Here is a 20,697-nt window from a genome sequence, read left to right as displayed (position 1 = left end):
TATTTTATTTATTTAAATGTTCATTCTTTAAAAGTTTTGGACTTATGTATTTTAGTGATATTTCAATTATATATTTTATAATCAAATAGGTTGTTATTCCTTGTAAAAAACCTCTAATTAAATATCCAAAATCAGCAATTATTCCTTGTCCATTTTTAAACATTCCTAAAAACGTAAAAAGAGTGATTAAAGCAAATGGGGCATATTGTATTTTATTTTTATTGTAATAATTAAAAGTATTCAGTAATTTAAATACCAGAAAGAAAGAGATAGCTTGTATTAAGAAATACCAATATCCAAAAGTTGCTAAACCATCTCCAACATGACTCGTAACTCTATAACCTCCAAGTCCAGAACCGAATAAGTAATCGCCTCTTGAGAATTCTAGACTAGATTTATCCAAATCAATACCTAAAAATTTTAATATGGGAGTAGGGAATAATGCAATAATATTGTTTTTAAATAGCTCTTGCATTTGCCTGTTGGCAAACCCCTTTTTTTCTGCATAATATATGGTTTGATCTGTAATTCTCATATTTGCATAACGTGCTAGCATAAAATTATCTACATAATCTTCAGTCCAACCTTGAGCATAATTAGTTTTTTTATCAATTGTATTTTCTTTCTCAGCTTTTAATTTATTCATCAACTGTTCATTTTGGACAGTTTCTATAGTTTGTTTAAAGGCTTCCATTTTATCTGCATTGTGCCTAGTTTCTCTATCATAAAGCATTGATTGTCTTGTGTGTAGCATTGCTAAAGAAAGATTGCTTAACAAACTAAGAACCGCTATTAAACAGACTCCAATTACAATCATTTTTATCGGTGAAATAAATTTTGTAATTTTTTTATTCTTAATTATTAAGAATAACATACTTAATAATGCTATTGTGGCAATGGGTGTAACTATTAGTGTTCTTTTGTTAGAAGCAATACTAATAACAATTATTAGAATTGTATAAATCCATATTTTTTTTTTAGAGGAGTATTTTATGTTCAGTAATTCTGAAAAGAACAAGCATAACGGAGCATACATTAAATATGTAATACCTGCTAGGAATTTGCCACCTGCATCACCGTAAGCTATTTCTCCTTTACTAAGGTTGTAAACTAACACTAAAAGTCCGATACATCCCATACCCCATAAAGTAGCAGGAGTTATTTGAAAAAAATTCAACTTTAACAATGTTTGTTGTATTACGTTATTTCTTTCTGTATTGGTTGTTTTACATGCTATATAAAATGATAAAGAAGATATTAAAAATAAAATTATTTCAAATAAAAAAGTATCATAAGGTCTTTCAAACCCGTAGGTGATTGGTTTTCCTTCGGCTAATGTGGCTATTAAAGGTAAATAGCGATACAAAAACATTGATAAAAACATCAAAAATGCAAATGGAAAGTTTTTTATATAGTACGGAGTAAAAAAATAATTGAATATAATATAGCTAATGGTAGCCATTATACAACCGTAAAAATTAGGGATTGAAGGGAAGAAAATCATCTCTGAAATTACACCTATGATTAATAAAAACCCTAAGATTTTTTTAATCTGTACTATCATATGATTTTTGTTTTCTACCATAAACTAGTAATCTTAATTTTGAATTTTAACGAGTTATTCTTTTAGATATTTTTTTGAATAAAATTTTGAAATCTGCAAAACTATGTATCACTACACTACGAATAGTCATTTCCATTATTTTAAATCCATTTGGGATTACTAAAATTAGCAATATTAAGTCTAAGGAAACAGCCCCAATTGCGGCACCTATAAGGCCGTATAGTTTAGAAAAGGCATACGTTAAAATTACTGCTATAATAGCCGCTATGACACCATATATTCCCATTTTTTTTGGTTGGTTCACAGCTCTAAACACCATTTCAGTTGTATACCAAATTGCATTAAATAGCATCGCGGATATTAGAATATACCACATAGAATCTGGCATGCCTAATTCGTTTTTAGTCCACATGTTATAAAACCACAATCCAAATATTGCTAGAAAGAAGACGCCAATTACAGATAATATGAATACACCAATTAAAGAAATTCTAAAAATTTGTCTTGCAGTTTTCCAGTTGTTTTTTCCGATTGCAACTTGTAATTCAGGAAATATAGTGGGTTCTACTAAATATAAAACTTGATTAAATGAGCGACTTAATGTTCTAGCAGTATTAAAAATAGCAACAGCCTCAGGGCCAAGAACAATACGAACTACGAATGTTGTACCTTGAAAGTAGATGATTTGCCAGACAGGTAGCATTAAGTAGCTTAGGCCTTTAGCAGTAACATCTTTTAATATAATAGAATTTTTAACTCCTTTGAATTCTTTATGTAAACCTATAATTTGTCTTCCTCTAATCCAATAGTAAGCTCCAAAAAATACGGTTACAAATAATTGTGATATTGCAAATTCTACGATGCCCATACCTAGTAATAAAACTAACAGACCTGCACCTAAATTTAATGCAGCTCTCAATGTTATCAAATTAATACTTAAAGCTGCTTTTTGTGCAGCTCTGTAATAAGCTTCAATAAGTTGAAAATAAAAATTTAATAAACGTGCTAATATTAATATAGAAACAGCAATAATAGCTTCAGAACTATTTATTAATGATTTATCAAATACATGATATATGTTTAAAACATAAATTACTAAAGCACTTATAAGAACCCCTACAAGTACCATAATAGTAATGATGTAGAATCCTGTTTTGCTAATATCTGCAGCTTTTTGTTTGTCTCCAGCTGCATAGGTCAAAACTAAACTATTAGCAGCTGCGGAACCAAAACCCAAATTTGAAAAAGCCATAACACTTGGAATTATGGTAAGTGTTATCCATTCTCCATAATATGCAGCACCCCATGCTGTTATAAAAAAAGGGACTAGGAAAAGCTGTTCTAGAACACGTACACCTTTTGATAAAATAGAAGCCAGACCATTGTTAACGATTCTTTTTTTTAATGACATATTTTGCTACTAGAGCTTTGTTAATTATTGAAATTATTTTTTTTGATGGAATAACTATTTTTTAGATGAACCGTAACCATAAGATGCGGCTGCTTTAGTGTCATTTAAAACTACCATAGTATTTTTAAGTCGTTCGTTATCATAAATAGTATTTATTGTTTTAATAGCATCTTTTTTTGTAACATCTTTTCGAACCACATAAATTGTACTATCAATATATTCATCCAATGCGAATGCATCAGATATAAGGCCAATTGGTGCCGTATCAATAATAATACGATCGAAATTATTTTTAAGGTTTTCCATTAATTCTCCGATTCTGTTGTTAACCATTAAGCGACCAACATGAGTTTTTATACTACCAGATCCTACTAGGTAGAAATTTTCAATATTTGGGTGTTTTTGTATGATTTCTGAAGTTGATGTGCTTTCTTTAACAATGTAATCTGAGATTCCTGGTGAGTTCGGTAAGTTGAAATTATCCATTAATTTTGGTTCTCTCAAATCAAAAGTTAGTACTACAACTTTTTCGCCATTTGAAGCAAAAGTTAATGCTAAGTTTGAAGCCATAAAAGTTTTACCTTCTCCTTTTGCAGTTGAAGTCACCAAAATAGTTTGGTTGTTTTCTGATTTTTTAAGATAATTTAAATTAAATAATAATAGACGAAATAATTCTGCTTCAGGTGAAGCATCACGATCTTCCGTTATCACAATAGTTTGTTTTTTGCTCTTTGCTATTTCACCTAAAAACGGTGCTCTTAATTTTTTAGTAAGATCTTCAACACTTGTAATTTTGTTATTCAATATTTCTTTCGCATAAATTAGTGAAGTTGGTATTGCCAAACCTAAAAGTAAGCCTGTAAAATAGAGGATTTTTTTATTTGGGCTAATTGGCCATTTCCCTGATTTTGGGTAGCTCACTATTCTTGTAGACGAAACTGGCGCAGCAAGAGATAATACTTCTTCTTCTCTTTTTTGTAATAAATATAAATACAGCCCTTCTTTTGTGCTCTTATCTCGGCTAATATCAATTAATTTTTTTTCCATGCCTGGCACTTTAGCAATTTTATAGTCATATTTATTAGCGTTAGCCAATAAGTTACCACTTGCTATAGAATACCCATTTTTAACATTCTTAATGTTTTGTACAATTGATTGACGAAGACTGTTCAGGCTTTGATCTAAATTAGCAATCACAGGATTTGAGCTTGAAGCTGATTGTGATAAATTCTGTTTTTCAATTAACGCTTGGTTATATTGTGTGATTAAACTATTTACGGTAGGGTCATTAATTGCAGTACCTCCAATTGTAGTTTCGTTGTTACTGTTTTGTAAAGAAAACTCAACACCTTCTAAAACATTAATTTGTGTTTGATATTCAGCAACGCGATTTTTATAATCGTTTGATTGCTGTATGTATGTATCAGCATTGTTTGCAATATTAGTAACAGTATTTTGTGTTTTAAAGTCTACAACCGTTTTTTCTACACCTTCAATTTCTCCAGACAATAGTGTTAGTCGGTCATCAATCATTTTGATGGTGTTTTCAGCTAATTCATTTTCATATTTTATAGTTTTTTCAATATAAGTTTCTATAATATTTGACAAGACCTCTTCACCTTTTTTTCTGTCATTAGAAATAAAACTTAAATTTAAAGAACCACCTGTTTTATTTGCAGAAGTAACACTAAGTCTACCTATATAGTTAGTAATAACGTCTTCTTTATTACCAATTTTGAAATATAGTTTTTGTGAATTATCAAATGAAGGGTTTTCTCCTTTAGTAGCAATAGTGAATGTACCATAAGGCGTAGTAATTACTTCGCCAAAAGTGTGTTGTGAATTTATTTCTTTCTCAACGTCATCAACTTTAATAGTGGCAGATAATTTGTAAGTTGTTGGGTCAATGTACTGAAAATGAACAGGTGTGTTATAAATTAAATTTTCAGCCGTTTCGTCTGCAGTTATATTAATTGGTATGTTATTACCATGTAGTTCAACGTCACGAATGGAACCTTCATTATAAAATGTAATATGATAATTATTTTTGGATATTACCTCTTCCATAACACCAAAAGAAGTTAAGATGCCTATTTCATCTTCTAAACTGTGTGTATTTTTAACTAAACCTAAATTTGTAAACTCAGTTAAATTATTTAAACCTTGGCCTGCTTCTACATTTTTTAACAGTATGGTGCTTTCAATATTATATTCATTTACCGCCCTATACCTGATGTGAAGGTATACAGTGAGTATACCAACAAATATTGAAACTAAAAATAGTGGCCAATACCTTACATATTTAAATATTATTGAACGGATATTTGTTTCTTGCTGAGAATTAAAATCTGAATGTGTTTCTTCCATTTTTTGGGATGAATTTAATAATAGGTTAGGATAACTTTGGTTTGTTAATTTTGGACTTTAATAGGCTTTTTCTTCTCCTCTAATAGCATTAGCAACTGTGTAATATATAATAGATAAATCTAACTGTAATGACCATTTTTCCATATAAAAAATATCATATCGAACTCTGTTAATAATATCAGCTTTTTCAACAATTTCACCACGGCATCCTTTAATTTGTGCTAATCCTGTAATGCCCGGTTTTAAAAAGTGACGGACTAAATATTTATCAACTGATTTCTCATATTTTTCAGTATGTAATTGCATATGAGGTCTTGGACCCACAACACTCATGTCGCCTTTAAGAACATTGAAAAATTGAGGTAGTTCATCAATACTTGTCTTACGTAAAATTCGACCAAGTTTTGTAATTCTCATATCGTTTTTAGTAGCCATCTTGGTATCACTAGTGTCACTTTTAGTCATAGATCTAAATTTGTAACATTCAAAAGTATCTCTATTTACACCGTGTCTTTTCTGCTTGAAAAACAATGGACCTTTTGAGTCTATTTTCATTAAAATCCAAATAATTGGGGTTAACCAAGAAAGAAGAAAAACTATAGCTAAACTCGAAAAAATAATATCAAATACTCGCTTTACAACGTTAGCATATTCTAACTCTAATGGTGATGCACGTAAGTTTAAAACAGGAACTTCACCGTATAATTCAATAGACATTGCTCTTGAGAATAATTCTTTATTATCAGGTATAATCTTTATTTTTTTAAGGCTATTATCAGCAATTTTCATTAACTCTTGAATCTCACTTTTTGAAAGTCTTGAAGCTAAACAATAAACTTCTTGAATATTGTTATCAAATATATAATCAAATGAAGTTTTTATATTTCCGAGGTAAGTTGGACTGCCAGATTTTGAGTTATCAAAATAACCCATGTACTTATAACCGTATTCGGGAGTATCGAAAATTCGCCTTAATTTTTTTAAGTTTTTATCTCTTCCGATTACTACAGCACGTACGCCTTTATTGTAGCCTTGAGACCTATAAAGGTTTCTTGAGAAATAAAAAACCATTCTGAAGAATGTTAGTACTAGGCAGATAAGTAGATATACTAGCACTAAGAAAGACGAATCATAATGGTGTTGACCCAAAAAAGTAAAAGAGGTAAAAAACACTAGGCCATACAGAATAAAAAGCAAAAGAAAATTTCTCAAATTAGTTCCAAAGCCTTCTCTTCTAGAAGTAGGATAGAAATCAATGCTGTAGGTAACTACATACCAAGATATATTGTAATATAATATACTATAACCACTTCTGTAAGTTTCAGGAGTAAGTAAATATAATATTAAGTTGATGGAAATTATATGAAATATAAATGAAAGTGGGACGACAAAATATGACTTTTTCATTTGTAACCTTTAGTATATGTTATATTAATTTGGTTAGTTATTGGTTGGTTGTCAAACAATAAAATTAATTGGAGAAACTTTGTACTAAATATTATAAGCTATACTTATAAAATAATAAAAAAAATTATTTTTATTTAGTGTACCAGTCATAAATTCTAGTGACTCCTTCTTTTAGTTCTACGGTGTGTTTCCAGCCTAATGCATGTAGTTTTGATGGGTCAGTTAATTTTTTCATGGTACCATCTGGTTTGTCAATGTTAAAAAACAATTTACCTTCAAAACCAATATTTTCTTTTATAAGTAATGCTAAGTCTCTTATTGAAATATCTATACCTGTTCCAATGTTTATGTGAGTGTTTCGAATCTCTTTAGTTGTCGTATCATAACAATCTTCAAAGTTTCTTTTTTCCATTAGAAATACACAAGCATCGGCCATGTCCTCACTCCATAAAAACTCTCTCATCGGTTTTCCTGAGCCCCAAATTTCTAAATGCACGGTGTTCTCTTTTTTCTGAATTCCGTACTTGTCTAAAATCGAATAAATAGCATTTTCACTTGCGCCACCATCAACACCTTCGATAGGGAGATTATTTAAATCTTTTCTAATAGTTTCCCAGTCATTATTTTCTAAAGCTTTACCAAGATGCATTTTTCGAATAAGAGCCGGTAATACATGAGATTTTTCTAAGTCAAAATTGTCATTAGGGCCGTAAAGATTTGTTGGCATTACAGATATAAAATTTGTTTTATATTGCAAGTTGTAACTTTCACACATTTTAATACCTGCTATTTTAGCTATTGCATATGGTTCGTTAGTATATTCTAAAGTATCAGTTAGCAGATAATCTTCTTTCATTGGTTGTTGACAAAGTTTAGGGTAGATACAGGTACTGCCCAAAAACATCATTTTTTTAACCTTATGAACATAACTTTGATGAATCACATTATTTTGTATCATTAAGTTATCATGTATGAAATCAGCTCTATATGTATTATTTGCTACAATACCACCTACTTTTGCCGCTGCCAAAAAAACATAATCTGGTTTTTCTTTATCGAAAAAATTAGCGACATCAACACTGTTGGTTAAATCGAGTTCTTTGTGAGTTCTAGTAACAAAGTTACTGTACCCTCTTGCTTGCAAATTTTTTATGATTGCACTACCTACTAGGCCACGGTGACCAGCAACGTAAATTTTAGCTTCTTTTTCCATATATGATATTGACGAACTTTTTTATTAGCATACCACATATTTATTATATATGGCATGCGTTTAATTTTTAGAATTAAATCTTTATTCGAAATAATTAAAAGTTTCGTAACCTCCTTTTTTCAAATGCTGATCTTTCTGCATTAACTTAATGTCGCTTTGCATCATATCTTTAAGTAAGCCCTGTAAATCATATTCAGGAATCCAACCTAATTTAGTATTCGCTTTTGTAGCATCACCAATTAATAAATCAACTTCAGTAGGTCTAAAATATTTAGGATCAACTGCAAGAACTTCTTTTCCAATTTCTATTTGAAATTCAGGGTTGTTACAAGCTTTTACATATCCTTTTTCGTCAATACCTTCTCCTTTAAATTCAAGTTCTATACCAACTTCGTTAAAAGCCATACGAACAAACTCTCTAACTGGAGTAGTTTTACCTGTAGCAATAACCCAATCTTCAGCCTCTTCTGCCTGTAAGATCATCCACATCATACGAACATAATCTTTTGCATGACCCCAATCTCTTTTTGCATCTAAGTTTCCTAGGTATAATTTGTCTTGTAAGCCAAGAGCAATTCTTGAAGTTGCGCGAGTAATTTTACGAGTTACAAAAGTTTCCCCTCGAATAGGAGATTCATGATTAAATAGAATACCATTACATGCATACATTCCGTATGCTTCTCTATAATTTACTGTAATCCAAAAAGCATACATTTTAGCAACCGCATACGGGCTACGAGGATAAAAAGGTGTAGTTTCTGATTGAGGAACTTCTTGCACCTTACCATATAATTCAGATGTTGAAGCTTGGTATATACGTGTTTTTTTCTCTAAGCCTAATAAACGTACAGCATCTAATATACGAAGTGTACCTAAACCATCAGCATTACCGGTATATTCAGGAACTTCAAAAGAAACTTGTACATGGCTCATTGCGGCCAAGTTGTAAATTTCATCTGGTTGAATTTCTTGAATTAAACGAATTAGGTTAGTACTATCCGTCATATCACCATAATGTAAAATAAAATTACGATTTTCTACATGAGGATCTTGGTATAGGTGGTCAATTCTATCCGTATTAAATAATGACGCTCTTCTTTTAAGACCGTGAACTTGGTATCCTTTTTTAAGTAAAAATTCGCTAAGGTAAGCGCCATCTTGTCCAGTTACGCCGGTAATAAATGCTACTTTCATAATTTAAATTATTTATAAAATGGTTATTTTGTTTTTATACTATTTATTAATTCTTTGGTACCGCTCCGCATTGTTAGCCACAAATTGAAAGCCACATAGTTGAAATCAAAAAGAAGAAATATCTGATATTCAGAGTCATTTCATACTTTTTTTAAATGTAAATAAAACCTTAAAACATTTAAAATTAAACACGCTAAGTTTAAGTTACAAGGTTTCATTTGAATCTCTATTGATATTTACGATGTATATAATATTATAGATGTTTATATGGTTATAATATATTTAGGTACCTCTATCATTGAGATAAGTTAAATGTCTTATTCTGCTGTTAAATTTGTCATAAGGTGATGTGTTAATTTTTCATGTTTAAAATTAATTATTAAACCACATCTTTAATTCTAGCATTTAAAACAATATCTAATCCAGGAATAATTAATCGCATTCTCTTTTTACCAATTTCTTGTATAATTGCATTATGATTTTTTAAAAAGCCATTTTTAATTAATAATTGATCACCAGGTATTAAATTTGATAAAGTAATTTCTTCAACAGTATCATTTTCCAACCAATTTTTAATAGTATTTATTTCTTCATCTTTCACTATTGCCGGTTTACCAAGCCAAAATAAATAACGTATCACTCCTGAAATATCAAAAACACGTTTTCTTTCTTTTTCATCGAGTCGTACAAAAACATATGATTTAAATAATGGTGTTTCAATTGTTTTCTTCCGATCGCTCCATTGTTTAATTTCTTTAATGATTGGACAATACACATCTATACCAATATTTTCAAGTTGCTGGGCTATTTTCTTTTCTTTTCTGTACTGTACATATATTACATACCAGTTCATAAAATAAATATTTTGTATTGTTATGCTTCCTGTTTTAACAGAAATACCTGTCAAAAATAAGTTAAATTTTTAACCACATATCTTTTAATTTGATATAGTTTTTGTGGTTTTTATTTATCGTAAAGACTTAATTTTATTTGAGTTAAAGTAAAATTTGATTGAGTTAAAAATTAATTTTTAAAAAATATTTGTAGGAAATTTCATCATAAAAAGTCATCCTTTTGTAATATAATATAATTTAATTCGTTACTTTTACAGAACCCAAATCTTAATGACGTATGCAAACTATTCAAATTACAAATGAAATAGCTGTTGAAAAGACTACAGCTTTTACTGAAAAAAAATCAGTAACCTTTTTAGAAAAATTATTAGCAAGGTTCAACAAAAAGTTTTTTAGAACTAGTATAGGCAGTAGACCCTTAGTGAGAAATAAGAACAAAACCGGTTCTGTTGCTGTAGGTAATTCAGTTGCTTATGATTATGAAAAAATTGCTCAAAATCAACTAGAATACTCAAAATTACTTGAAGGAAGAATACAAAAACTACATTGTAGTAATAAGAAATTCGATGCAGTTGCTTAATTCATATTCTAGATTTTAAAATAAATTGACACCTATAGTAAGTAAGGGTTTACATTTAATATTAAACCTTTATGTTTGTTGACAAAAATGATACTTATTATAGGTGTTTATTAATCTTGTTTATAATTTAAGCCATGCCTTTCTATTTTTTATAATTTTCCTTGAAGGCTGATTGCCACTTTTTTCTATTAATTCTATTTTATATAAAGGGTTAGAACCTAGTTTTATTATGGTTTTTTTTTTGACTTCATATCTTAGAAAATCAATAGTTAATTTATCACCCACATTAAATTTGTTTATATAGTCGCTAAACTTTTGTCCGTTCGGAAAAGGTTTGCCATTTATTAATGTAATAATATCATCTTTTTCAATACCAGCGATATAGGCAGGACTGCCAATTTTTATTGCACCAGAAATTTTGCCATTTAAATCAGAATTTATAACTGCATTGGTTCCAAAGTAAGGTGTTGAAATATCTTGGGTTAAAACAACACCTACTGTATTTAAAAGATTTTTGTAATCAGGCATTTCACTTTTATAGATGTATTTATTAAAGAAATCATCGCCAAATTCTTTTCCCGCATATTCATTCAACCTATTGTTCAAGTCTTGAATCGTATATGGTATTTCTTTTTTACCATAAGTGTTCCAAACTAACTTCATAAAATCATCTAAATTCAATTTGTTGTCACGTAGTTGTAAATCTAGAGCCAAACCGAGCATGCTACCATATGAATAGTATGAAATAAATGTATTTTCTCTATTTACGGGGTCTACGGAAGTTGCTGCGTCAACAAAAGGAGCTTGGTAACTCATTTCAATAGGATTAAAAAACTGTCTTGCGGGTGAATTCCAAACATAATTAAAAGTTCCAGTTAGTCCTTCTACATACTTTTCTTTACTGATAATACCTGCTCTACACAAAATAAGATTGGTATAGTAGCTTGTAAAGCCTTCAGCAAACCATAATTCACCACTCATATTTGCTTCTTCAAAATTAAAAGGTTCTAATGATTGCGGTCTTATTCGCTCAACATTCCATGAGTGAAAAAACTCATGAGAAACAGTACCAATATTACCTTCCATACCGCCATCAGCTAAACTTTTTGAACTAGTTAAAACTGTTGAGTTTCGGTGTTCCATACCATCTCTTGAAGCATTTGGCATATAACATGCTAAAAAAGTATATTCATTGTAATCAAAATCAGGAAGCTCACCAAACACTTTTTTTTCTTCCAAAACTATTTTCTTTACTTTTTCAAAATAAGTATCAAGTTCTTCTTCAGTTCCATTATGGTGTAAGTCAAACTTTATTGTTTTCTTTTTTCCGTTAGCTTCAATTACGTCAAATTTTCTAATACTGTAATCGCTAATTTCAGTAGGGCTATCCATAAAATACTGAAGATTTGGGGCGCTGTACGTATTTCCGGAAACCAGTGGTAATTGTGTGGCAATCTTCCAATTTAAATCTTCACGAGGCTTAAAATTTATTTCAATCTTTCTTTCTGAAAACTCAGGAGCATACATAAAGGTTGCAGGGGTATTTAAGTGGGCATGAGTTTCATCAATTTGACTATAAGTGCCATCTGCACGATTAGCAAAAAGTGTATAGCTAATATTAACTGTACCATTGTGATTATGAATATCCCATTGATACGGATTCGGCCTTGTCACTTTCAGAGAGTTACCTTTATTATCGATCGCTTTAAAATTATACACATTTTTAGCAAATTCGTGCAATGCATATCTGCCTGGAGAGGTTCTACTCATTCTAACAGTAAAAACTTTAGAATTAACATCAGAGAAATTTGCTTTAATTACTGCTTCGTGGTGAATAGCATTTTCAAAAGAAATACTGTAATTGTTTGTTTGTGCAATTGTAAGTGCGGTAAAGGTTAGGAAAATAAGAAGAAAAATAGTTTTCATTTAAAGAGTGTTTTAGTAATGCTACTAAGATAGTGTTTATATATATTTTACCTTTTTGTTAAAAAAAGTAAATTCCGAATTAACTTTTCTTGCGGCATATATTAATGATAATTTTTACCTTTACAGTATGCCAATTTTTCCCAAAAAACTGAGTAGAAAGTTAGAAAATCGTAAGCAAAAAAATGCATTGCGAATTTTGCCGAATTCCAATAATTTAATTGATTTTTATTCTAACGATTATATTGGTTTTTCTAAAAACAAAGTAATATTTGAGAATGCTTCACAATTACTTTTTGCTAATAACTTTAAACAGAACGGAGCAACTGGTTCTAGGTTAATTTCTGGTAATCATAATTTGTATTCGCAACTAGAAAATACAATTATAGACTTTCATCATGTTGAAGCAGCTTTAGTGTTTAACTCTGGTTATGATGCCAATATTGGTTTTTTTAGTGCTGTTTTACAGCGTGGTGATCTTGTTTTTTATGACGAATATGTTCATGCCAGTATTCGTGATGGTATTGCGATGAGTAACGCTAAAGCATATAAATTTAAACATAACGAAATAGAAGATTTAAAGCAGTTGGTGGAAAGACTTGTGGTTAGCACAGAGAATGAAGTTTACATTGTTACAGAGTCAGTTTTTTCTATGGATGGTGATTCACCTAATTTAAAAGCGTTTGCTGATTTTACAACTGATAATAACTTCCATTTTATTGTTGATGAGGCCCATGCTATTGGTGTTTTTGGTGATAAAGGGCAAGGTTTACTTCATGAATTAGGGATTCAAGATCAGGTTTTTGCACAAATTGTAACTTTTGGCAAAGCAATGGGTTGTCATGGAGCTGCAGTTTTGGGTAGTATACAATTGAAAAACTATTTGGTGAATTTTGCGCGTAGTTTTATTTATACCACTGGTTTATCACCACATGCTGTAGCAACTATAATTAGTGCCTATCAAGAGCTTTTACGTCAAAATAAAAACAGAGAAAAATTATTAGAAAACATCTCTTTTTTCAAAAATCAAATAGAAGAATTAAATATAGCTTCATTATTTATTAAAAGTGAGGCTGCAATACAGTGTAGTGTTATTTCAGGCATTGATAACGTAAAAAAATTAGCTTTAAAAATAGAAGAGAAGGGGTATTCTGTTAAACCAATTCTGTCGCCCACAGTACCTAGTGGGCAAGAGCGTTTACGTTTTTGTTTGCACAGCTATAATTCAAAAGAAGAAATTAAAAATTTATTAGTTACCTTAAACAAAAATTACAATAATGGCTGATAAATTTACAACCGTAGCAGCATTTGAATATGTTGCTGATCTTGAAATTTTTAAACTTAAATTAGAATCCGAAGGTATTCAAGTTTTTGTAAAAGATGGAAACATCGTTAATTCAGACCCTTTAATTAGTAATGCTGTCGGCGGTGCTAAAATTCAAGTGTTTACCGAAGATGAAGAGAGAGCTAGAGAAATTTATGATAGCATACGTAGTTATGCTATAGGTGATAATGGTCAGCCAATTACTTGCCCAAATTGTAAAGCTCAAAAATCAGAAAGTTATTATGAGCGTAAAAGTATATTCCATAAGCTGTTCCCATTTTTCGAAAAAAGAAAGTTTAAATGTTTAAACTGTAATATAATTACAAAACCATATTAAATTCATGAAACAATTTTTTGTAACAGGAATATCTACTGAGGTAGGAAAAACAATAGCATCAGCAATTTTAGTGGAAGCACTTGAGGCAGATTATTGGAAACCAATACAAGCAGGTGATTTAGAAACGTCCGATACCCACAAGGTTAAAGATCTTATTTCAAATGATAAAACAGTTTTTCATAAAAACAGTTACGCATTAAACACACCTATGAGTCCGCATGCTGCTGCGAAGATTGATGGAATTGTTATTGATAGAGAAAAAATAGAAGAACCGGAAACAGAAAATAATTTAGTTATTGAAGGAGCTGGTGGTTTGTTAGTTCCTTTAAATGATCATGATACTATTTTAGATATTATTATGCCGAATTATGAGGTAATTGTAGTGTCAAGACATTATTTGGGCAGTATAAACCATACGTTACTTACTGTTATGTGGTTAGAATTTAAAGGATATAATGTTTCCTTGATTTTTAGTGGTGATGAGCAACCTGAAACAGAAGAAATAATTCTTAAGAAAACTGGAGTAAAGTGTATTGGTAGAATAGATGAAGAACCATTTTTTGATAAAACTACAGTGAAAAAATATGCTAATAAGTTTAAAAAAGCCTTACAAGAATTATAATTAAGTCAATATTTGTTGTCGGAAGTATTAAGTGCTATTTATAGCTTATTCTGGCTATTAATTAGCATCTTTGTACTAGAAAAAAATAAATATAATTATTAAATAATTTTCTAGTGGGAAATATATCCGAAAGAGATAAAAAACACATTTGGCACCCTTTAACACAGCATAAGATACATGATACTATGTTGGCAATTAAAAAAGCTAAAGGTTGTATTTTAACTGATGAAGATGGTAAGGAGTATATAGACGGAATTTCATCATGGTACACCTCGGTTTATGGGCATTGTAATGACTATATAATTGAAAAGGTGTATGCGCAAATGCAACAATTAGATCAGGTTGTCTTTAGTGGTTTCACCCATGAGCCAGCGGTACAGTTGTCAGAAAAATTGATGGAAATTCTACCTGATAACCAACAAAAAATATTCTTTTCTGATAATGGTTCTACATCAACAGAAATTGGAATCAAAATGGCTATTCAGTATCATTTTAATCAAGGTAATAAACGTAATGTCTTATTAGCTTTTGATGATGCATTTCATGGTGATACTTTCGGTGCTATGTCTGTTTCTGATTTGTCAGTTTACAACGGATCTTTTGAAGAGTTTTTTATCACTGTAGAACGAGTTGCGCCACCAACAAAGGAAAATATAGCACATACCTTAGAACAGTTAGAAAAACGGTTGATACACAATGATATCGCAGGTTTTATATATGAGCCATTGATACAAGGTGCAGCTGCCATGCAAATGCATGATGTAGACGGACTTGGTGAGATACTTAAGTTGTTAAAAAAGTATGATGTAATCACAATTGCCGATGAGGTAATGACTGGTTTTGGTAAAACTGGAAAATATTTTGCATCAGATTATTTAACTGAAAAGCCAAATATAATTTGTATGTCTAAAGCACTTACTGCTGGTATGGTGCCTATGGGAGCTACGAGTTGTACTCAAAAAATTTACGATGCTTTTTATAGCACAGATATTGCAAAAGGCTTATTTCATGGGCATACGTATACGGCAAATCCTTTAGCTTGTGCGTCAGCGATAGCTGGTATAGAGTTGTTGCAGTCCGATGAGATGCAACAGAGTATGAAACGAGTAATCGCTTCGCATCAACAATTTAATGAAGAAGTTAAAGTGCACCCTAAAGTTGCTCGAACAAGACAAACAGGTACTATTTTCGCATTAGATTTGAATATTAAAATGGAACGTTACGGTAATTTAAGAGATCAATTATTGAAACATTTTATGGATAGTGGTGTGTTCCTGCGCCCTTTAGGAGCTACGATTTATATTTCAGCTCCCTATGTAATTACAGATGAGCAATTACAAAAAATTTACAGTTCTATTAAAGCTATTTTAGCAAAAATTTAAAGACGTTTTGAAAGAAGATATTTCAATTACAGCTATTTCTTCAATTTCTCCATTGGGTATTACACAAGAAGAAATTTGGAATGCTTACCAAAAAGACACTCATTTTTTAACTAAAAGAAATTTTGAAGCTGTTTCCACTTGGGTTGGTGCTTTAACCGAAGAAGGGGTTGAAGCAGTTGAAAAGCTAAAGTTATCCGATGCCAAATATAAAAATTTAGATGATAGTGTACTGTTTACCCTTTTTGCATCAAGACAAGCAATGGCACAAGCAGGTTGGTCAGCGGGTGATAATTTTGGAATCAATATTGGGTCATCACGAGGAGCAACATCATTATTTGAAAAATACCATCAAGAATATTTAAATGATAAAAAATCGTCAACATTAGCATCGCCAACAACTACCTTAGGTAATATTTCTTCTTGGATTGCACATGATTTACAAACTCAAGGACCAGAAATATCACATTCCATTACCTGTTCAACAGCTTTACATTCTTTATTAAATGGCGTAGCTTGGCTAAAAGGTGGCATGGCAGATAAATTTATGGTTGGTGGTAGTGAGGCTCCGTTAACACCTTTTACTATAGCGCAGATTAAAGCATTAAAAATTTACGCACGTGAAGAGGTTGAATATCCTTGTTTGGCTTTAGATTTAAATAAAACCCAAAACACAATGGTTTTGGGTGAAGGAGCTTCAGTAGTGTGTTTAGAAAAAGGAGTTCCGGATAATGCGTTAGCAGTTATTGAAGGTGTTGGTTATGCCACTGAAATTTTAGAACATAATATATCTATTTCAACTGATGCTGTTTGTTTTCAACGCTCTATGAAAATGGCTTTAGGTGATACAAACCCTGATGAGGTAGATGTAATAGTAATGCATGCTCCAGGTACTAGAAAAGGAGACTCTTCAGAAGTTTTAGCAATTAATGAAATATTCTGTAACAAAAGACCGTTTTGTACTACAAATAAGTGGAAGATAGGGCATACTTTCGGAGCTTCAGGAATGTTGAGTTTAGAGCTAGCAGTTTTAATGATTCAACATCAGAAAGCAATTAAAGTGCCTTATGTGAAATCAGGTGAGCTTCCAAATAAAATATCAAAAGTATTAGTAAATGCTGTTGGTTTTGGAGGGAATGCAGTAAGTATATTATTGAAAAAAGTAACCTAACTAATAAAATATAATTCTATGGAAATATGGTTTGATGCCTTGTCAATATTTGAAAAAATATATTGGATTATAGCATGTGTCGCTTCCATAATTTTTATAGTATTGTTAATACTAACGCTGTTAGGAGGAGGAGATGATCTTGATGGCGATATAGATGCGGAGATAGAAAGTGATACTGGTATTGAATTTCAATTTTTGTCTTTCAAAAATTTAGTTGGTTTTTTCACCATTTTCGGATGGTCAGGTATTGCATCTCTCGATGCTGATTTGCCAAAATACCTAGTTGTCGTAATTTCAATTATTTGCGGTTTAATAATGATGTTTGCAATGGCGTCACTGTTTTATTATCTAGCCAGACTTCAAAGTAGTGGTACGTTAAAATTAGCAAATGCAATAAATCAAGTAGGCGAAGTTTACCTAACTATTGGTGCTAACAGGTCTAAAGTTGGTAAAGTAAGTATTACAGTTCAAGGTACTTTAAGAGAACTTGATGCCTTAACGGAAGAATTAATTGATTTGACCCAAGGTAACGTTGTTTGCGTTACTAAAATCACTGACAACGGAATTTTAATTGTTGAATTACTAAATAAATAACTACATGCTATTATTACCATTACAATTGGGTAGCGGCGTTGCTACTTTGCTAACCATTGGTTTTGCAATTTTATTTTTATTTATCATTATTATCTCTTTTATACGTAGATATAAAAGGTGTCCTTCCGATAGAATATTGGTAGTGTATGGAAAAGTAGGTAACGGAAATTCTGCTCGCTGTATTCATGGTGGAGCGGCATTCGTTTGGCCGGTAATTCAAGATTATGAGTTTTTAGATTTAACACCTATTTCTATTGAGGTGAATCTTGTAAATGCGTTAAGTAAGCAAAACATTCGTGTAAATGTACCTTCAAGATTTACAATTGGTATTTCTACAGAGCCTGGGATTATGCAGAATGCTGCTGAGCGTTTATTAGGGCAAGGCATGCAGGATGTGCAAGATTTAGCAAAAGAAATTATTTTTGGTCAATTACGTTTGGTTGTTGCTTCAATGGATATTGAAGAAATTAATTCAGATAGAGATAAGTTTTTGACAAACATTTCTAAAAGTGTTGAATCGGAATTAAAAAAAGTAGGTCTAAAATTAATCAACGTAAATATTACAGATATTGTTGATGAATCTGGCTATATTGAGGCATTAGGTAAAGAGGCTGCCGCGCATGCAATTAATGCCGCTCGTAAGTCTGTTGCTGAAAAAAATAGAGATGGTTCTATTGGTGAGGCAAATGCTTTGCAAGATGAACGCACACAAGTTGCTGCTGCAAATGCGCAAGCAGTAGAGGGGGAAAATATTGCAAAAATAAATGTTGCAAACTCTGATTCACTACGTCGACAAAGAGAAGCGGAAGCTGAGCGTACTGCGATAGCTTCAGAAAAAGTACAATCAGCAAAAGCATTAGAGGAATCATATGCTGCTGAAAAAGATGCTGAATTAGCGAGAGCTGAACGTGTGCGTAGTTCTCAAATGGCAGATATTGTTGTACCTGCAGAAATTGATAAAAGAAAAGTAGAAATTGATGCTGAAGCAGATGCAGAGCGTACAAGACGCATTGCAAAAGGTGAGGCTGATGCGATTTTGTTTAAAGCACAAGCAGAAGCACAAGGTTTGTTTGAGGTTTTAACTAAACAAGCGCAAGGTCTTGATGAAATTGTAAAAGCAGCAGGTAATAATCCTAAAGATGCAGTATTGTTATTGGTGGCAGATAAACTTCCGGAATTAGTAAAAACACAAGCTGAAGCTATCAAAAACATTAAAATCGATAAGGTTACTGTTTGGGATTCAGGTGCAAAATCTGCTGATGGTAAAGGTTCAACGGCTAACTTTATTTCAGGAATGTATAAATCAGTTCCACCACTTCAAGAAATGTTTAATATGGCAGGTATGCAATTGCCAGAATACCTAAAAGGTAAAGACGTTAATGCCGAAGAAATTAAAGGAGAAATAGAAGATAATACTTCTAATAAAGAATAAATAAAATATAATTCTTGTGTAAAATTGAAGCCCTGTGGAATGTAAATTCAACAGGGCTTTATCATTAATCAGCAATTTCTTTATTGGGATTTGAATTACAAATAAGTTATTTTTGTGAATTGATTAAATGAGCTATATGAGCGAGACAAGACATAATTGGACAAAAGAAGAAATATTAGACATTTATAATAAACCTATGATGGAGTTGTTGTATGATGCAGCTACAATACATAGAAAAAATCATGATCCAAATACGGTTCAGGTTTCTACATTACTATCAATAAAAACTGGTGGTTGCCCTGAAGATTGTGGGTATTGTCCGCAAGCAGCTCGCTATCATACAAGTGTTGAGGGTAATGATTTAATGACGGTGCCACATGTTAAGGCTCAAGCGTTAAGAGCAAAAGCTTCTGGAAGTTCAAGAGTGTGTATGGGTGCTGCTTGGCGTAATGTTAAAGATGGCCCTGAGTTTGATCAAGTGCTTGAAATGGTTCGTACAATTAACAAATTGGATATGGAGGTTTGTTGTACTTTAGGTATGATTACTGAAAATCAAGCACAACGTTTGGCGGAAGCTGGTTTGTATGCGTACAATCATAATTTAGATACATCAGAAGATTATTATAAAGATGTAATTTCGACAAGAGCATTTGAAGATCGTTTAGATACTATAGGTAATGTTCGTAAAACTAACGTTACAGTTTGTAGTGGTGGAATTATAGGAATGGGTGAAAAGCTAGAAGATAGAGCAGGAATGCTAGTAGCTTTGGCATCACTTAACCCGCAACCAGAATCAGTTCCAATTAACGCTTTAGTTCCTGTTGAAGGTACTCCAATGGAAGATTTTGAGCCAATTCCTATTTGGGATATGATTAGAATGGTTGCTACAACTAGAATTGTTATGCCAGATACACAAGTTCGTTTATCGGCAGGTAGAACGGATATGAGTAGAGAAGGGCAGGCAATGTGTTTCTTTGCAGGTGCAAATTCTATTTTTGCAGGTGATAAATTATTAACAACACCTAATCCTGATGTTAATGATGATATGGCAATGTTTAAACTTTTAGGTTTAAATTCTCAAAAACCATTTACTAAAGTTTCACAACCAAAAACTGTTGAAGCGGCAGATTCTGAGTATCAAAATTTAGGAGAAAAACCAAAATGGTCACGCCCAGAGCATAAGATTGAAAGAAATGAAATAGCAAAAGCGAAGGCAAAACTTTCTTAAAATATATAAAAGTGCTTCGTTATCGAGGCGCTTTTTTAATTACCAGCCAAAACCAATTTATTACCTTTTTTAAAGCGTTGTCATTTTGTGAAAATAG

Annotated in this window: 17 protein-coding genes; 9 read left to right on the top strand and 8 right to left on the bottom strand. The window is 31.4% G+C overall.

The features are described 5' to 3' along the window. Nucleotides 1-4: 4 nt before the first annotated feature. From KO500_RS04320 to KO500_RS04290, 7 genes are all read right to left on the bottom strand, one after another. Entirely contained in the window at nt 5-1,564 is a 1,560-nt protein-coding gene (locus tag KO500_RS04320; protein ID WP_215955271.1) for a hypothetical protein, read from the bottom strand. A 46-nt stretch (nt 1,565-1,610) separates the two neighbouring features. After that, nucleotides 1,611-2,975: a lipopolysaccharide biosynthesis protein gene (locus KO500_RS04315; protein WP_215955270.1), complete on the bottom strand. Its 1,365-nt coding sequence runs from the start codon at nt 2,973-2,975 to the stop codon at nt 1,611-1,613. A 54-nt stretch (nt 2,976-3,029) separates the two neighbouring features. After that, nucleotides 3,030-5,342 (bottom strand): GumC family protein, encoded by a 2,313-nt coding sequence (locus tag KO500_RS04310; protein ID WP_215955269.1) that lies wholly within the window; start codon nt 5,340-5,342, stop codon nt 3,030-3,032. Between the two features lie 57 nt (nt 5,343-5,399). Continuing rightward, complete coding sequence (locus KO500_RS04305; protein ID WP_215955268.1) at nt 5,400-6,749, bottom strand: exopolysaccharide biosynthesis polyprenyl glycosylphosphotransferase; 1,350 nt, start codon at nt 6,747-6,749, stop codon at nt 5,400-5,402. Nucleotides 6,750-6,879: 130 nt separating this feature from the next. Beyond that, nucleotides 6,880-7,962 carry a GDP-L-fucose synthase family protein gene (locus tag KO500_RS04300; protein ID WP_215955267.1) on the bottom strand — a complete coding sequence of 361 codons (1,083 nt, stop codon included), beginning with the start codon at nt 7,960-7,962 and terminating at the stop codon, nt 6,880-6,882. An 81-nt stretch (nt 7,963-8,043) separates the two neighbouring features. Beyond that, the gene (gmd, locus tag KO500_RS04295; protein ID WP_215955266.1) at nt 8,044-9,156 is read right to left on the bottom strand and encodes a GDP-mannose 4,6-dehydratase; all 1,113 of its coding nucleotides are present in this window, start codon (nt 9,154-9,156) and stop codon (nt 8,044-8,046) included. A 379-nt stretch (nt 9,157-9,535) separates the two neighbouring features. Continuing rightward, the gene (locus tag KO500_RS04290) at nt 9,536-10,009 is read right to left on the bottom strand and encodes a UpxY family transcription antiterminator (protein WP_215955265.1); all 474 of its coding nucleotides are present in this window, start codon (nt 10,007-10,009) and stop codon (nt 9,536-9,538) included. 278 nt (nt 10,010-10,287) lie between these two features. On the opposite strand from KO500_RS04290, the gene KO500_RS04285 reads away from it, so the two are divergent. Next, nucleotides 10,288-10,590: a hypothetical protein gene (locus KO500_RS04285; protein WP_215955264.1), complete on the top strand. Its 303-nt coding sequence runs from the start codon at nt 10,288-10,290 to the stop codon at nt 10,588-10,590. A gap of 120 nt (nt 10,591-10,710) precedes the next feature. Here the strand turns inward: KO500_RS04285 and KO500_RS04280 are convergent, their stop codons facing one another. Then, complete coding sequence (locus tag KO500_RS04280; protein WP_215955263.1) at nt 10,711-12,516, bottom strand: M61 family metallopeptidase; 1,806 nt, start codon at nt 12,514-12,516, stop codon at nt 10,711-10,713. Nucleotides 12,517-12,643: 127 nt separating this feature from the next. On the opposite strand from KO500_RS04280, the gene KO500_RS04275 reads away from it, so the two are divergent. The 8 genes from KO500_RS04275 (at nt 12,644) to bioB (ending at nt 20,600) form a co-directional block, all read left to right on the top strand. After that, nucleotides 12,644-13,798, top strand: a complete 1,155-nt coding sequence (locus KO500_RS04275) for an aminotransferase class I/II-fold pyridoxal phosphate-dependent enzyme (RefSeq protein ID WP_215955262.1) — start codon at nt 12,644-12,646, stop codon at nt 13,796-13,798. Continuing rightward, the gene (locus KO500_RS04270; RefSeq protein ID WP_215955261.1) at nt 13,791-14,174 is read left to right on the top strand and encodes a DUF2007 domain-containing protein; all 384 of its coding nucleotides are present in this window, start codon (nt 13,791-13,793) and stop codon (nt 14,172-14,174) included. The genes KO500_RS04275 and KO500_RS04270 overlap by 8 nt, the downstream gene beginning before the upstream one ends. Nucleotides 14,175-14,178: 4 nt before the next feature. After that, nucleotides 14,179-14,796 (top strand): dethiobiotin synthase, encoded by a 618-nt coding sequence (gene bioD / locus KO500_RS04265; protein WP_215955260.1) that lies wholly within the window; start codon nt 14,179-14,181, stop codon nt 14,794-14,796. Nucleotides 14,797-14,909: 113 nt separating this feature from the next. Beyond that, complete coding sequence (gene bioA, locus KO500_RS04260; RefSeq protein ID WP_215955259.1) at nt 14,910-16,178, top strand: adenosylmethionine--8-amino-7-oxononanoate transaminase; 1,269 nt, start codon at nt 14,910-14,912, stop codon at nt 16,176-16,178. 7 nt (nt 16,179-16,185) lie between these two features. Beyond that, nucleotides 16,186-17,346, top strand: a complete 1,161-nt coding sequence (locus tag KO500_RS04255; RefSeq protein WP_215955258.1) for a beta-ketoacyl synthase N-terminal-like domain-containing protein — start codon at nt 16,186-16,188, stop codon at nt 17,344-17,346. Nucleotides 17,347-17,364: 18 nt separating this feature from the next. Continuing rightward, complete coding sequence (locus KO500_RS04250) at nt 17,365-17,940, top strand: hypothetical protein (RefSeq protein WP_215955257.1); 576 nt, start codon at nt 17,365-17,367, stop codon at nt 17,938-17,940. A 4-nt stretch (nt 17,941-17,944) separates the two neighbouring features. Continuing rightward, nucleotides 17,945-19,372: a flotillin family protein gene (locus KO500_RS04245; protein ID WP_215955256.1), complete on the top strand. Its 1,428-nt coding sequence runs from the start codon at nt 17,945-17,947 to the stop codon at nt 19,370-19,372. 136 nt (nt 19,373-19,508) lie between these two features. Continuing rightward, nucleotides 19,509-20,600 (top strand): biotin synthase BioB, encoded by a 1,092-nt coding sequence (bioB, locus tag KO500_RS04240; RefSeq protein ID WP_215955255.1) that lies wholly within the window; start codon nt 19,509-19,511, stop codon nt 20,598-20,600. Nucleotides 20,601-20,697: the final 97 nt, after the last annotated feature.

The sequence above is a fragment of the Cellulophaga baltica genome, from assembly GCF_018861125.1.
Taxonomy (GTDB): Bacteria; Bacteroidota; Bacteroidia; order Flavobacteriales; family Flavobacteriaceae; genus Cellulophaga; species Cellulophaga baltica_A.
This window is presented reverse-complemented; position numbering and strand designations above follow the sequence as displayed.

Excerpts from the sequence above, each read along its gene's own strand:
- bioB (WP_215955255.1), top strand. The coding sequence starts at position 19,509 with ATGAGCGAGACAAGACATAATTGGACAAAAGAAGAAATATTAGACATT.
- KO500_RS04245 (WP_215955256.1), top strand. The coding sequence starts at position 17,945 with ATGCTATTATTACCATTACAATTGGGTAGCGGCGTTGCTACTTTGCTA.
- KO500_RS04320 (WP_215955271.1), bottom strand. The coding sequence starts at position 1,564 with ATGATAGTACAGATTAAAAAAATCTTAGGGTTTTTATTAATCATAGGT.
- KO500_RS04270 (WP_215955261.1), top strand. The coding sequence starts at position 13,791 with ATGGCTGATAAATTTACAACCGTAGCAGCATTTGAATATGTTGCTGAT.
- KO500_RS04300 (WP_215955267.1), bottom strand. The coding sequence starts at position 7,962 with ATGGAAAAAGAAGCTAAAATTTACGTTGCTGGTCACCGTGGCCTAGTA.
- KO500_RS04250 (WP_215955257.1), top strand. The coding sequence starts at position 17,365 with ATGGAAATATGGTTTGATGCCTTGTCAATATTTGAAAAAATATATTGG.
- KO500_RS04315 (WP_215955270.1), bottom strand. The coding sequence starts at position 2,975 with ATGTCATTAAAAAAAAGAATCGTTAACAATGGTCTGGCTTCTATTTTA.
- KO500_RS04305 (WP_215955268.1), bottom strand. The coding sequence starts at position 6,749 with ATGAAAAAGTCATATTTTGTCGTCCCACTTTCATTTATATTTCATATA.
- gmd (WP_215955266.1), bottom strand. The coding sequence starts at position 9,156 with ATGAAAGTAGCATTTATTACCGGCGTAACTGGACAAGATGGCGCTTAC.
- KO500_RS04275 (WP_215955262.1), top strand. The coding sequence starts at position 12,644 with ATGCCAATTTTTCCCAAAAAACTGAGTAGAAAGTTAGAAAATCGTAAG.
- KO500_RS04290 (WP_215955265.1), bottom strand. The coding sequence starts at position 10,009 with ATGAACTGGTATGTAATATATGTACAGTACAGAAAAGAAAAGAAAATA.
- bioD (WP_215955260.1), top strand. The coding sequence starts at position 14,179 with ATGAAACAATTTTTTGTAACAGGAATATCTACTGAGGTAGGAAAAACA.
- KO500_RS04285 (WP_215955264.1), top strand. The coding sequence starts at position 10,288 with ATGCAAACTATTCAAATTACAAATGAAATAGCTGTTGAAAAGACTACA.
- KO500_RS04280 (WP_215955263.1), bottom strand. The coding sequence starts at position 12,516 with ATGAAAACTATTTTTCTTCTTATTTTCCTAACCTTTACCGCACTTACA.
- KO500_RS04310 (WP_215955269.1), bottom strand. The coding sequence starts at position 5,342 with ATGGAAGAAACACATTCAGATTTTAATTCTCAGCAAGAAACAAATATC.